This window comes from Flagellimonas okinawensis (assembly GCF_029194005.1).
In the GTDB taxonomy this organism is placed as follows: domain Bacteria; phylum Bacteroidota; class Bacteroidia; order Flavobacteriales; family Flavobacteriaceae; genus Flagellimonas; species Flagellimonas okinawensis.
Map to the genome: position 1 here is coordinate 68,682 of NZ_JARFVA010000004.1, position 14,800 is coordinate 83,481.

The window sequence follows — 14,800 nt, forward strand, 5'->3', positions numbered from 1 at the left end:
CTAAACAATCTAACCTATGGATTTAATCGTAAAATTTTTGCCCGTATTTGGTCTTTTAGCCCTCCTTTATGTGTTCGTCAAGAACGTTTGGATAACCAAGCAAGAGGTCGGGGACGAAAAAATGGCAAGGATTGCCAAGAACATTGCAGATGGTGCAATGTCCTTTTTAAAGGCTGAATATAAAATACTGAGCATTTTTGTAATCTGTGTGGCCATTCTGCTCTACTTTAAAGGAAGCAATGAAACCGGCTCAAACGGTATGGTTGCACTTTCCTTTGTTGTTGGGGCCATATGTTCCGCCTTGGCCGGATTTATTGGTATGAAGGTGGCGACAAAAGCGAATGTCAGAACCACCAATGCTGCTCGAACATCTTTGGGAAAGGCCCTTGAGGTAGCTTTCGCAGGTGGTGCCGTTATGGGATTGGGAGTAGTTGGACTTGGGGTATTGGGGCTCAGCGGACTATTTATGGTGTATAGCGGACAGGGCTGGGAAATCGGTGAAGTACTGAACGTATTGTCCGGTTTTTCATTGGGTGCCTCTTCTATTGCTCTTTTTGCCCGTGTGGGTGGGGGTATCTACACAAAGGCTGCCGATGTAGGAGCCGATTTGGTAGGTAAGGTAGAAGCGGGGATTCCTGAAGATCATCCGTTAAACCCTGCGACCATTGCTGATAATGTTGGGGACAATGTTGGAGATGTGGCCGGTATGGGTGCTGACCTTTTTGAATCCTATGTCGGTTCCATTATAGGTACCATGGTATTAGGTGCAGTTTTTGCCGGTCTGCCCGAGTTTCAATCGGCATTTGATGGTTTGGGAGCAGTTTACCTTCCCTTGGCACTCGCCGCGGTGGGAATCATTATGTCCATCATAGGTACCTTCTTTGTTCGCGTCAAGGATGGTGGGAACCCACAGACTGCTTTGAACATTGGAGAGTTCGGTTCTGCGGGACTGATGTTGATAGCTTCTTATTTTCTGATAACTGGAATGCTTCCAGAATCTTGGGTCGAAGCCGGAAGGGAATATACTTCTCTAGGTGTTTTCTTAGCGACGATCGCTGGTTTGGTAGCAGGTCTACTGGTAGGTAAAGTAACTGAATATTACACGGGAACGGGAACCAAACCGGTAAACTCCATAGTGCGCCAATCAGAAACTGGTTCCGCAACAAATATTATCGCAGGACTCGGCGTAGGGATGATGTCCACTGCCATTCCGATCATACTTATCGCTGCCGCCATTTTGGTTTCACACTATTTTGCAGGTCTTTACGGTATTGCAATTGCAGCTGTTGGGATGTTGGCCAATACAGGTATTCAGTTGGCAGTAGACGCTTACGGACCAATTTCCGATAACGCTGGTGGTATTGCAGAAATGGCAGAACTTCCAGGGGAAGTACGTGATAGAACAGATAAATTGGACGCTGTAGGAAATACTACTGCCGCCATTGGTAAGGGATTCGCCATTGCCTCTGCCGCACTGACGGCTTTGGCTTTATTTGCGGCCTTTATGAAGACCGCCGGGGTCAAATCCATTGATGTTTCTCAGCCAGATATCATGGCAGGGCTTCTTGTTGGAGGAATGCTTCCATTTGTATTCTCCGCACTTTCCATGAATGCCGTTGGGCGCGCAGCCATGTCCATGATCGAAGAAGTACGTAGACAGTTCAAGGATATACCTGAATTAAAGGCGGCCTTGGAAATTATGAGAAAGCACAATTCCGACCTTTCAAAGGCAAGTAAAGAAGATATGGAAATCTTTGAAGCTGCAGATGGAAAGGCCGAATATGAGAAATGTGTGGAGATTTCCACTCAGGCATCCATTAGGGAAATGGTATTTCCTGGCCTTTTGGCTATAGCCGTACCCGTGGCCATAGGTTTTATCGGAGGTGCCGAAATGTTGGGAGGATTATTGGCCGGTGTAACAACAGCAGGTGTACTTATGGCAATCTTCCAATCCAATGCTGGTGGTGCATGGGACAACGCCAAAAAAACTATCGAAAGTGAAGGTCGTAAGGGTAGTGATGCACATAAGGCCGCAGTTGTAGGTGATACCGTTGGCGATCCTTTTAAGGATACTTCGGGTCCATCCTTGAATATTTTGCTTAAATTGATGTCCGTTGTGGCATTGGTCATAGCTCCAAGTCTTGTAAGTCTTGCTCCAGCCGATGAGGTGGGGATGGTGAAACAGGATGGAACAATGATTACAATAACAGAGGAAGGGATGAAAGAAACCAAGTCTGTTGAAAAGCAAATCCGTGTAGAGGTGAGCAATACAGCAGATGGTTCCTTTAAAGCAGTTGTGATTTCCAGTACCAATGTAAATGGTGAACTAGTGGAGGAGACCAAAGAGTTTACTGCCGATACAAAAGAAGAATTGGAGAAAAAAATTCAAGAATATAAGAGTGCCGAGGCAAAGGATTAGCTCGCGCTTTTTTGAAAGCTGGAAAAACCACGCCAATTGGCGTGGTTTTTTTATGGATTTAATTTAAAAGTTATGGGGATCGAGTATGGTACCTTAACTGGTGTGCCTCTTTGTTTTCCGGGTTGGAATTTGGGTAACTTGGAGATAATCCGTGCAGCCTCCTTTTCCAAGCTTTCATGTGGTCCACGAAGCCTTATGTCTCCTACACTTCCATCTTTTTGAACAGTGAATATGACACTGACCCTTCCTTCAAGTCCCATTTCTTGGGCCATTTCCGGGTAACGGAAATTTTTGCGTATGTGCTTTAGCATCTGTTCTTGGAAGCAAGCTCTTTTCCCTTTTTCAGTCTTTTCATTTTCACATCCCGGAAAAATGGGAGCATCCTCTATAAGGATAAAGGGGACCTCGTCAGGAATTTCCTCTTCTTCTACCTCAATACTTTCAATGGGCGCAATCTCCGTATTCTGATCGGAATCCGATGATTTGATAACGTCTTCAATTACGTCCTCTTCATCTTCTACCACATCTATTACCGGAGGTGTCTGTACTTGTGGCTTTGGGGGGTCGGGCAATTTGTGGAAAGTTATCGGTGGCTCCTCCTCCAGAAGTGTTCTTGGGTCCATTTGCCCCGTATCCCAATCGGAAATTGGGTCATAGCTTTTCCATTCCAAGGCCAAGTAGGCCATGAGCAATACCAAGGTCATCCCTACAAAGAAGTAGAGTAGGCTATTTCTTTTGACCTCTAAGTTTGGATTCTTTTTCGGTTCCATAATTTTCAAGTTTTTACCTTACAAAAGGTGTAGTTAATAGCTGTGGGCTCGTCCCAGTCCTAAACTACCTCGAAAAATTACCGTATTAAACTGCCAATGAGTGAACAGGTTGTTTGAATGAGTAAAATGGAAATGTTATTTAAAATGACATGGAAATTCCAAGGCCCATTTGTTTTCCATTATAAAAAGGGGCTACCATTCCATCCGCTGTTTTCCTGTCTTTAAAAAATGCATTTTTGATATAAGGGTGCACCCAATAGGCTATTTTGGTGCTCAATATTCCAATTCCGGCACCTGCTGCCACGTCGGTGAGCCAATGGCGATCGTTGTACATTCTAAAAAATCCGGTTCCTGTGGCAACCGCATAGCCCATAACACCGTACCACGGCGAAATATCCCTGTATTCTTGAAATAAAAACTCGGCCCCCATAAATGCTGTTGCTGTATGTCCCGAAGGAAATGAGTTGTTGGAAGAACCATCCGGTCGTTCTACATTGGATGTCTTTTTTATGGTATTGACCGTTGCACCCATAATCAAGTAGGCCGTCCCCAAAATTATGGTTCTATCCTTAAAATTATGCTTGCCCTCGACGCCCAGGGCATTCAATGCATAAACGGATAAAAACGGTGAGTACTGGGAAACATCGTCAATAGTGAACTTGGTGTCTATATGCTCACTGAGTTCGTTTTTGATGTCGGCATTGAGAAATTTTAATTGATGGCTTTCCAAACCTACGATTCCGTATGTGATCAGGGAAGCAGGAATTATTAAAGATTGTAATTTCGGTTTTAGGGCTTTGCCTTTTTGAAGCGAATCTGTTTTGCTTTTCTGGGCAAAAATATGGGTGGATAAAACAAATAGGAGAATCAGAATTTTTTTGAAATGCTTCATTTCCGACAAAAAGGAACCTATTCGAATAAACCATGAATTTCCCCATCAATCCGATTGATGACCTCTCCAAGATCTTCTGGATTGTCGACAAAATCCAAATTGTCCACATCAAAAATGAGCAACTTGCCTTTTTCGTAGGTATTCACCCAAGCTTCATAACGTTCATTCAATCGACTCAGGTAATCAATGGAAATGGAGTTTTCATAATCCCGCCCCCTTTTATGGATCTGGCTGACCAGATTGGGGATGGAACTGCGTAGGTAGATCATTAGGTCTGGGGGCTGGACCAAGGATTCCATCAATTCAAAGAGCCCTTTGTAATTCTCATAATCCCTATTGGTCATCAATCCCATGGCATGAAGGTTCGGAGCAAAAATATGGGCATCCTCGTAAATGGTCCTGTCCTGTATCACGTTTTTGCCACTTTCCCTGATTTTTAGGATCTGTCGGTACCTGCTGTTCAAAAAGTAAATCTGTAGGTTAAAGCTCCAACGCTCCATTTGGGTGTAAAAATCATCCAGATATGGATTGTCCACTACATCTTCAAAATGGGCCTCCCATTTATAATGTTTTGCAAGTAAGTTTGTTAAAGTGGTTTTTCCAGCGCCAATATTTCCTGCTACAGCAATATGCATGGGATGTGATTGTTTTTAAGTTGGTGTTTATGGATGAGGGAATTTCTAATCGCCGCAATATACAAAGTATATCCGCTTATCGAAAAAAAACTGGTTCAAATGAGGCGTTGAATATTAGCTCCCGACAAAGTTTTAAATTATCGGGCAAATATGTACTTTTGCGCTTCAAAACGAGGAAAGATTTGACTGATTGCAACCTCTGTTACCTTTCAAGGTATACGAAAAATGCTAAAGCAGTTCGTGCCGACCAAAATTGGCATCTCTTCATCAAGGGTAAGGAACTTCTTCGCAATTCTGTCAAGTCTATGATTTTAAAAAAGAGAAATGGCGTATTTGTTTACATCGGAATCCGTTAGTGAGGGACATCCGGATAAGATAGCAGATCAGATAAGTGATGCACTATTGGATAATTTTTTGGCCTTTGACCCTGAAAGCAAAGTAGCTTGTGAAACTTTGGTGACAACGGGCCAAGTGGTCTTGGCAGGAGAAGTTAAGAGCCATACATATGTGGATTTGCAGAGTATAGCACGCGACGTGATCAACAATATTGGCTACACCAAAGGGGAATATAAGTTTAGCGGTGATTCCTGTGGAGTGATTTCTTTGATCCATGAGCAATCACAGGACATCAACCAAGGCGTTGATAGAGGAAGCAAGGAAGAACAAGGTGCTGGTGATCAAGGAATGATGTTCGGCTATGCCACTACGGAGACCGATAATTACATGCCTTTGGCATTGGATATTTCCCATAAGATATTGGAGGTACTCGCGGACTTAAGGAGAGAGGGAACACGAATTCCATACCTGCGCCCGGACGCAAAGGCCCAGGTTACCATCGAATACTCGGATGATAATGTCCCGCAACGAATCGATACGATAGTGGTCTCGACCCAACACGATGAATTTGACTCGGATGATGCCATGTTGGCCAAAATCAAGGAGGATATCATCAATATTTTGATTCCAGAGGTGAAAAATTTACTTCCGGAGAGTATTCAAAAATTGTTTACGGACAACATCAAGTATCACATCAATCCAACTGGAAAATTTGTGATCGGAGGTCCTCACGGTGATGCCGGCCTTACCGGAAGAAAAATAGTTGTGGATACCTATGGTGGAAAGGGTGCCCACGGGGGAGGAGCCTTCAGTGGAAAAGACCCGAGCAAGGTGGACCGAAGTGCTGCCTATGCAGCAAGGCACATGGCCAAAAACTTGGTGGCCGCCGGAGTTGCAGGTGAAATTTTAGTACAGGTAAGCTATGCCATTGGGGTAGTGGAACCCACATCGATTTTTGTGGACACCTACAAGTCTTCCAATTTGAAGATGACCGATGGTGAGATAGCAAAAAAAGCAGCAGAACTTTTTGATATGAGGCCTTTTGCCATCGAGGAGCGTCTAAAACTACGTAACCCGATTTACTTGGAAACAGCCGCTTATGGACATTTGGGCAAAGACCCAAGAACCGTAACCAAGGTGTTCGAATCCCCATATAATGGTAGGATTGAAAAGGAAGTGGAACTATTTACCTGGGAAAAATTGGATATGGTGGATAAGGTGAAGGAGGCCTTTGACCTGTAGGGCAAAAAATAAACAGTACTAAAAAGGGGCTCCAAGAGCTCCTTTTTTTTATTGGTATACTCCCATGAACTTTAGTAGCTTTAGCAAATCAAAAAGTATTAAAATGAGAAGTTCGGTTAGAATCCTATTACTAAGCGCTTTAATGTTGACGGTCTCCGTCAGTTGTAAAAAAACAGTCAAGACCGAGGTGCAAGAAGTCGACACCTATGTGGCCGACAATTATACCAAAAAAGAGGTGGACATTGAAATGCGTGATGGGATAAAACTGCATACGACCATTTACTCTCCCAAGGATACTTCACGGGAGTATCCCATCATTATGCAGCGCACCCCATATAGTTCCAGACCTTACGGTGAGGGGAATTTTAGGACCAAGATCGGGCCGAACGAGCATTTGATGAAAGAAGGGAATATCATCGTTTACCAAGATGTTAGGGGAAGATGGCTCAGTGAAGGCCATTATGTGAATATGAGGGCCTATATACCCAACAAAACATCAAATGATCAGGTGGACGAGAGTTCGGATACCTATGATACCATTGAGTGGCTGGTGAACAATGTGGAAAACAATAATGGTAACGTGGGTATTTGGGGAATCTCCTATCCTGGTCATTATGCCACATATGCCACGGTGGACGCGCACCCTGCGCTAAAGGCCGCCTCCCCACAAGCATGTATAGGGGATTTCTTTTTTGATGATTTTCATCACAACGGGGCCTATCTGTTGAGTTACTTTAGGGCAACCTCGCTTTTTGGAACCCCTAGACCCAACGGAGATGCGCCGATCGATACGGCATGGTACACTTTGCCGAACCTGCCCACCGAAGACCAGTATCAGTTCTTTTTGGAGGCAGGACCATTGAAAAATCTAGATTACTTTTTCGAGTATGAAACCGCGGATACCCCTACAATGCGTCCCGAGGGTGTGACCGATGATTATTTCTGGAACGAGCTCAAGGAACATCCCAATTACGATGAAATGTGGCAGAGTAGGGGACTGATCCAACATTTGAAAAATGTAAAGAGCAGTGTCGCCACCATGATCGTGGGAGGGTGGTTTGATGCTGAGGACCTGTACGGACCGTTGGAAACATATAAAAACATAGAAAAGTACAACGAAGGTAATTACAACACCATGGTGTTCGGGCCATGGGACCATGGAGGTTGGGCCCGCGACAAGGAGCGCAATGTAGTGGGCAACTACTATTTCGGGGACTCTATTTCACTTTTCTTTCAAAAGGATATTGAAACCAAGTTCTTCAATCATTTCCTAAAAGGGGAAGGTGATAAGGATACCGGACTGCCGGAGGCCTATGTATTTGATACGGGAAAAAAGGAATGGAAACGATATGATGCGTGGCCGCCCACAAATGCAGTGAAACAGACCATGTACCTTTCCGAAGATCAAGAACTGACAACAGAGCAAAAGGGAACTACAGGAATCCAGTTTATAAGCGATATAAAAAAACCAGTGCCCTATTCCGAAGATGTAAAGACTGTTTTTACACCTAGAAAATACATGACCGACGATCAGCGCTTTGCTGCTCGCCGTTCCGATGTTCTGGTTTTTGAAACCGATGTGATGGAAGAGGACCTCACCTTGGCGGGCGATATCTTGGCTAAATTGAAAGTGGCCACGACCGGTACAGCTGCAGATTGGATCGTAAAGGTGATCGATGTGCATCCATCGGATGCCGAGACCAATGAGGAAATGCAAGACCACCTAAAAATGAGCAATTACCATTTAATGGTTAGGAGCGAGGTGCTCCGCGGTAGGTTCAGAAATAGCTTCTCCGACCCGGAACCGTTCACTCCCAACCAAAAGACGGATGTGGACCTTAAACTTCAGGATGTATTCCACACCATAAAAAAAGGGCACAAACTGCAGATTCAAGTTCAAAGTACATGGTTCCCGCTTATCGATCTAAATCCGCAGACCTATGTGGACAATATCTTTAAGGCGGATGAATCCGACTTCAAAACACAGACACATACCGTATTTACCGATTCCAATATTGAGTTTACGGTATTGAAATAAAAAAAACAGGAGTTCGTGGGGCAAACCCGCTTGATGAAAATTTTCCAAAAGATTAGGAAAATCGACCTTTCCATCAGTATATTTGTCCCACGAAGTTCAAACACGTATTGTCAGTTATCAAGAAAGGTGGAGGGAATAGACCCGTTGAAGCCTTAGCAACCCTTGGCCCAGTCAAGAAGGTGCTACATTCTATCCCGTTGGGAATAGATAACATCACAGGTAGTTTCTGCCCCTTCTTTCTTATAACCTTTACTATTTATTAATTTTTCGACCCATTGGGTCTACAGTTGTTTATATGGATTTAAGGCATTTGGCCATATCGGATTTTAAGACATTGAACGGGTCCGTTCAGGACTTGGAATTGTCATATCAAGTTTTTGGCAAACCGTTGCATACGGCCCCCATTATTTTGGTGAACCATGCACTTACGGGAAACTCCAATGTGGCGGGCAAAGAAGGTTGGTGGTCCGATTTGATCGGAGACGGAAAATGTATCGATACCGAGAAGTACACGATTTTATCCTTTAATATTCCAGGGAACGGTTTTGATGGATTTGTCATCGAAAACTACAAGGATTTTGTAGCTGGTGATATTGCCAGAATATTTCTTTGGGGGCTCGAGCAGTTGGATATTGATCAACTGTTCGCCATTATCGGTGGCTCTCTAGGCGGTGGTATCGCCTGGGAAATGACCGCTATCAACCCAAACATTACGGAGCATTTGATTCCCGTGGCATCCGATTGGAAATCGACAGATTGGTTGATTGCCAATTGTCAGATTCAAGAACAGTTTTTGGTGAATTCAAAACAGCCCGTTCACGATGCACGTATGCACGCCATGTTGTGCTACCGTACGCCGGAATCCTTCAAGGAAAGGTTCAAAAGAAGTACCAATGAGGAGCTTAAAGTGTTCAATGTGGAATCTTGGTTGATGCACCACGGGAAAAAACTACAGGAGCGCTTTCAGTTATCCGCATATAAGTTGATGAACCAACTGCTAAAGTCGATAGATATTACCAGAAATGGTGATGCCGCTTTCAAGGCTTTACAGGAAAGTAACACCAAAATACATATCATTGGGGTGAATTCCGATCTGTTCTTTACAGCCGAGGAAAATAAGGAGACCTTTAAGCGGTTGGCGCAGGCCAATGCCAATGTTACTTATGGTGAAGTACAGTCGCTCCATGGCCACGATGCTTTTTTAATGGAGTTTGAACAATTGGAAAAATTGCTACAGCCTGTTTTCCAACCCGAGGGTAAGACGGAACGAATCAAAATATTGAAGTTCGGAGGTAAATCACTGGCCAATGGAGAGGGTATTGAAAGGGTACTCAAGATCATTGCCAAAAGAGCAGTGGTAAATGAACAGTTTGCAGTTGTGGTCTCCGCTAGGGGAAAGGCTACAGATCAATTGGAAAATCTGCTCGACAAAGCTGCCTCGGGAAAGGGTTTTGAGGAAGAGCTGAAGAAGTTTGCATCCTATCAGAAAAATAATTTTGATATAGATATTTCAGAAGAACTGAACGCTATAGAAAAAATATTGAACGGGGTTTCCTTGACAGGGGACTACAGCTTAAAAACGAAGGACGAAATATTGTCTTATGGTGAATTGTTGTCTGCCAAATATGTAACCGCCTCCCTGAATGCAACCGGATTGAACGCAAAGCTTTTCGATTCAAGGAAATTGATAACCACCGATGACAATTATAGTAATGCCGAAGTGGATCAAAGTACATCCAAGGAAAACGTACTTCGTTATTTCCACGAATTGGATTCGGGCACCATTCCCGTGATAACCGGATTCATCGGTTCCAATAGGGATGGGTCCACAACCACCTTGGGAAGAAACGGCAGTAACTATTCCGCTGCCTTATTGGCCAATTATTTGGATGCTTCCGAATTGATTAATTACACCCATGTGGACGGTATATTTACCGCCAACCCTGATTTGGTGAGCGACGCTAAATTAATAGATGTAATATCGTACAGTGAGGCGAACGAACTGGCCAACTTTGGTGCAAACATACTGCATGCAAAGACCATTATACCTTTGATCGAGAAGAACATACCATTGCGAATCTGCAATACCTTCAACGATGATAACGAAGGTACATTGATCGGTCCTAAAACGGATAATGGTGGCATAAAATCACTATCGGTATTGGACCATATGGCCCTTATTAATTTAGAGGGTAGGGGCTTACTGGGAAAAGTTGGGGTAGACATGAGAATTTTTAGGGCATTGGGTCAAAATGGCATCAGTGTAGGTATTGTTTCCCAGGGGTCATCGGAAAGAGGTATCGGACTGGTCGTGGATGGATCCAAAGCAGATAAGGCCAAGAAAGTATTGGACCAAGAATTCGAGACCGATTACTCATCAAAGGATATCAACCAGATTACAGTGGTCAAAGATGTTTCGGTCATATCCATTGTTGGAATGGACTTGAGCAGTTTTCACAAACCGTTCAATGCCTTGGCCAAAAATCAGGTCATTCCCTTGCTGTTCAATAATACGGTGACAGGAAAGAATGTGAGCATGGTGGTAAAGAAATCCGACCTGCATAAGGCCATTAATGTAATTCATGGACAAATTTTTGGAATCGCCAAGAAAATCAATTTGGCCCTGTTCGGCCATGGAACCGTTGGAGGTACATTGATAGATCAGATTCTGGATTCCGAAAGGAGTATTGAAGAGCGAAAAAGCTTGGATCTTCGAATTTTTGCCGTATCCAATTCCAGAAAAGTATTGTTGGATGCCAAAGGAATAGGGGCGGATTGGCAAGAGCGTTTGGAAAAGGAGGGGGTGCCCTATCAAGTGGATGATATTATATCGTTTGCCAAAAGAAACCACCTGGAAAACCTGATCGCAGTCGATAATACCGCAAGCAATACATTTGTTGAGAACTATGAACCTTTGGTAAAACATGGTTTTGACCTTGTTTCTTCAAATAAGATTGCAAATACCTTGAGTTTTGATACTTACAAAAGTCTAAGGAAATGTTTGGAGTCCAATCAAAAGCAGTATTTGTACGAGACCAATGTGGGGGCAGGGCTTCCGTTAATAGATACCATTAAGCTGTTACATTTATCCGGGGAGAACATTACACGGATAAAAGGAGTATTCTCTGGCTCATTGAGCTATATATTCAACACCTTTTCAGAGAAAGATGTTTCTTTTTCCGAAATTGTCAAGGAAGCTATGGAGAGCGGGTTTACCGAACCCGACCCAAGGGAAGATCTTTCAGGGAACGATGTTGGAAGAAAATTATTGATTCTGGCCCGGGAACTGGACTTACAGAACGAGTTTTCCGATATCACTGTGAACAATCTGATCCCGGAGGATCTGCGCACATTGGATTTTAATGATTTCATGGGGCGAATAGGTGAAATGGATGCTGTTTATGAGAAAATCAAGGCTGGTCAACAAGCCGGGCATGTATTGCGCTATGTCGGTGATCTTCATGGAGACCTTCAACAGGATAAGGGTGTGTTGGACGTTAAATTGATACCGGTTCCCAAGGAAAGTGCATTGGGACATGTAAAAGGTTCCGATTCCATAATTGAAATTTATACGGAGTCCTATGGTGAGCATCCATTGGTGATTCAAGGCGCCGGTGCAGGAGCCGCTGTAACGGCAAGAGGAGTATTTGGTGACATTTTAAGAATAGCAGAAAAGATATGAGCAAGCAAGGCAAGAAATTTGAGACACAGGCAATACGGACGCAGATGGAACGCAGTCATAATTTGGAGCATTCAAGCCCCATTTATATGACATCCAGTTTTGTATTCGAGGATGCTGAAGATATGCGGGCATCTTTTGCGGAGGAAAAGGAGCGGAACATATATTCCAGGTATTCCAATCCAAATTCATCCGAATTGATCGATCGTGTATGCAAAATGGAAGGTGCGGAGAATGGGTTCGCTTATGCCTCTGGCATGGCCGCAGTTTTTTCCACATTGGCAGCTTTGTTGGACTCGGGTGACCATGTGATATCCTCCAAGAGTATTTTTGGCTCCACACATACGCTGTTTACCCAGTTTTTTCCAAAATGGAACATAGAGACCAGTTATTTTGATGCCAATGATCTTTCGGAAATAGAGGGACTTATAAAACCCAATAGCAAGATCCTTTATGTGGAGACACCTACCAATCCCGGGGTGGATGTATTGGACCTGGAAGTATTGGGGCAAATTGCAAAGAAGCACGGGCTTATTTTTGTAGTGGATAATTGCTTTGCCACTCCCTATTTACAGCAGCCCATAAAGTTTGGGGCTGATTTGGTCATTCATTCAGGCACCAAACTTATGGATGGTCAGGGAAGGGTGCTGGCCGGTATTACGGTAGGTAGTGGTGAATTGATGGACAAAGTATATCGTTTTTCAAGGATTACCGGACCGGCCTTATCTCCCTTTAATGCGTGGGTGTTGTCCAGAAGTTTGGAAACATTGGCCATTAGGGTCGATAGGCATTGCGAGAACGCCCTAAAGTTGGCTACATTTTTGGAAGGTCACGATAAAATTGAATGGGTTAAATATCCATTCTTAAAATCACATCCAAAGCACGAAATTGCAAAAAAACAAATGAAGGCCGGAGGTTGTGTGGTAGCTTTTGAGGTTAAGGGAGGTCTCGATGCCGGAAGGAAGTTTTTCGATAGTATCGAATTGTTGTCACTGTCCGCCAATTTGGGGGATGCCCGTAGTATTGTGACCCACCCCGCATCCACGACCCACAGTAAGCTCACTACGCAGGAGCGCCTGGCCGTTGGTATATCGGATGGCATGGTTAGGGTGTCCGTAGGCTTGGAGCATATCGATGATATTATTTCTGATATCGAGCAAGCTCTGGGATAATATTTTGATACCTGAAATTAGGGAGGTAGGTTGTTAATTTTCCCTATATTCGTATGATGCTCTCCAAGAAGACAAAATACGGACTCAAAGCCTTAACCTACCTCGCTAAGGTGTCGGACAATCAGCCCATTCAAATAGCTGAGATTGCGAAGCACGAGAATATTTCGCAAAAATTTTTAGAAAGTATTTTACTTACTTTAAGAAGAAACGGTCTGTTGGGCTCAAAAAAAGGTAAAGGTGGAGGATATTACCTAATCAAGGAGCCAAAAGATATTCTCATGACCACGGTAATGAGGGTATTGGAGGGTCCTATTGCCATGGTCCCATGTGTCAGTTTGAATTTCTATGAAAAATGTGACGACTGTCCCGATGAAGGGGAGTGCTCCGTGCACAAATTAATGTTACAGGTCCGGGATAGTGCACTTGAGGTGTACAGGAACAATACCCTGGAAGATCTACTCTAAACTAATCAAGGTTTTATTGCTTTCTAGTTGATTATTGAAAAAAATCAGCCCTATTTTTCGTTAATCTACTAAAACTATAGGATAAAAGTAATTTTATGTTGCCATTTGCTTTTCGTTCCAAAAAATAATTTTACTTTTGAAAACCCTACTAAATCGATAGGGTAAAAAAAGAATAAAAAATGATCACGGAGCAATTATTGGTGAAAAGGGAAAAGGAGCAGGGTACTTATGAAAAGGACAGTACATCCGAAAGCCCTAAAAGGAGTATTGTGAAATCCATAAGTTGGAGAGTGGTCGGCACCTTGGATACCATTATTATTTCATGGCTCGTAACAGGAACCTTGTCGTTGGCATTTTCCATCGGTTTGGTGGAGCTGGTGACCAAAATGGTACTCTATTTTTTTCACGAAAGAATATGGAACTCCATAAAATGGGGTAAATAAAATAGCTGGATATGGCATTGACTCAAGAAGAAATACAAAATTTGAATCGCCAATTTAAAGGCATTCCTCCGGAAGAGATTATTTCGTGGGCCATCAACCATGGGAAATTACCTGTGGTCACCACCAATTTTAGACCCTATGAGGTAGCTATCCTCAGTGCAGTGACCGAGGTGGACAATAAAATTCCTGTCATTTGGTGCGATACCGGATACAATACCCCGCAAACCTATAAACATGCAGAGGAACTGATCGCAAGATTGGGCCTGAACATAAAATTGTTCGTTCCCAAGCAGACAACTGCCCACAGGGATGCGGTAATGGGTATACCACAAATAGATGACCCCATGCACAAAGAGTTCACCGAGCAGGTTAAGCTGGAACCTTTCCGCAGGGCCATGGAGGAGTATAAACCTGATGTTTGGTTTACCAATTTAAGAAAAGGACAGACTGCACACAGGGATTCCCTGGATGTATTGAGCTTGAGCAAAGACGGTGTATTAAAGGTCAGTCCGTTTTATCATTGGAGCGATACCCAACTGGATGCCTATTTAAAGGAGCGTCAATTGCCCAATGAGCACAAATACTTCGATCCCACAAAAGTATTGGCCAACCGTGAATGCGGTTTGCACACCTAATCAACGATAATGAATATTCGCCTCTCTATGGGGTGATCTCAACTAAAAGATATAGCCTTGAGCACACTTGCAGAA

11 protein-coding genes and 1 riboswitch are annotated in these 14,800 nt (G+C 43.5%); of the genes, 8 read left to right on the plus strand and 3 right to left on the minus strand.

Features of this window, described 5'->3' with window-relative positions:
* The first annotated feature begins 16 nt into the window (after positions 1-16).
* Positions 17-2,419, plus strand: coding sequence for a sodium-translocating pyrophosphatase (locus PY091_RS12350; protein WP_275649977.1), 2,403 nt, complete (start codon positions 17-19; stop codon positions 2,417-2,419).
* A gap of 50 nt (positions 2,420-2,469) precedes the next feature.
* On the opposite strand, the gene PY091_RS12355 is transcribed toward PY091_RS12350, so the two are convergent.
* The 3 genes from PY091_RS12355 to PY091_RS12365 all read right to left on the minus strand — a co-directional run bounded on the left by PY091_RS12355 (position 2,470) and on the right by PY091_RS12365 (position 4,716).
* Positions 2,470-3,189, minus strand: coding sequence for an energy transducer TonB (locus PY091_RS12355; protein ID WP_275649978.1), 720 nt, complete (start codon positions 3,187-3,189; stop codon positions 2,470-2,472).
* Positions 3,190-3,328: 139 nt separating this feature from the next.
* Entirely contained in the window at positions 3,329-4,081 is a 753-nt protein-coding gene (locus PY091_RS12360; protein WP_275649979.1) for a phosphatase PAP2 family protein, read from the minus strand.
* A gap of 17 nt (positions 4,082-4,098) precedes the next feature.
* On the minus strand, positions 4,099-4,716 hold the full coding sequence (locus PY091_RS12365) for a deoxynucleoside kinase (RefSeq protein WP_275649980.1): 618 nt from the start codon (positions 4,714-4,716) through the stop codon (positions 4,099-4,101).
* Between the two features lie 324 nt (positions 4,717-5,040).
* Here PY091_RS12365 and metK point away from each other — a divergent pair, with 324 nt between their 5' ends.
* From metK to PY091_RS12400, 7 genes are all read left to right on the plus strand, one after another.
* Positions 5,041-6,294, plus strand: a complete 1,254-nt coding sequence (metK, locus tag PY091_RS12370) for a methionine adenosyltransferase (RefSeq protein WP_275649981.1) — start codon at positions 5,041-5,043, stop codon at positions 6,292-6,294.
* 103 nt (positions 6,295-6,397) lie between these two features.
* Positions 6,398-8,332 (plus strand): CocE/NonD family hydrolase, encoded by a 1,935-nt coding sequence (locus tag PY091_RS12375; RefSeq protein ID WP_275649982.1) that lies wholly within the window; start codon positions 6,398-6,400, stop codon positions 8,330-8,332.
* Positions 8,333-8,443: 111 nt separating this feature from the next.
* Positions 8,444-8,546: riboswitch (SAM riboswitch) on the plus strand.
* Positions 8,547-8,627: 81 nt separating this feature from the next.
* Positions 8,628-12,014: a bifunctional aspartate kinase/homoserine dehydrogenase I gene (thrA, locus tag PY091_RS12380; RefSeq protein WP_275649983.1), complete on the plus strand. Its 3,387-nt coding sequence runs from the start codon at positions 8,628-8,630 to the stop codon at positions 12,012-12,014.
* Positions 12,011-13,183, plus strand: a complete 1,173-nt coding sequence (locus PY091_RS12385; protein WP_275649984.1) for a trans-sulfuration enzyme family protein — start codon at positions 12,011-12,013, stop codon at positions 13,181-13,183. The genes thrA and PY091_RS12385 overlap by 4 nt, the downstream gene beginning before the upstream one ends.
* 56 nt (positions 13,184-13,239) lie before the next feature.
* A complete protein-coding gene (locus PY091_RS12390; RefSeq protein ID WP_275650188.1) occupies positions 13,240-13,647 on the plus strand; it encodes an RrF2 family transcriptional regulator in 408 nt (135 codons plus the stop codon).
* 179 nt (positions 13,648-13,826) lie between these two features.
* Positions 13,827-14,090, plus strand: a complete 264-nt coding sequence (locus tag PY091_RS12395; protein ID WP_275649985.1) for a DUF2061 domain-containing protein — start codon at positions 13,827-13,829, stop codon at positions 14,088-14,090.
* An 11-nt stretch (positions 14,091-14,101) separates the two neighbouring features.
* Positions 14,102-14,725, plus strand: coding sequence for a phosphoadenosine phosphosulfate reductase domain-containing protein (locus PY091_RS12400; RefSeq protein WP_275649986.1), 624 nt, complete (start codon positions 14,102-14,104; stop codon positions 14,723-14,725).
* The last annotated feature ends 75 nt before the right edge of the window (positions 14,726-14,800 follow it).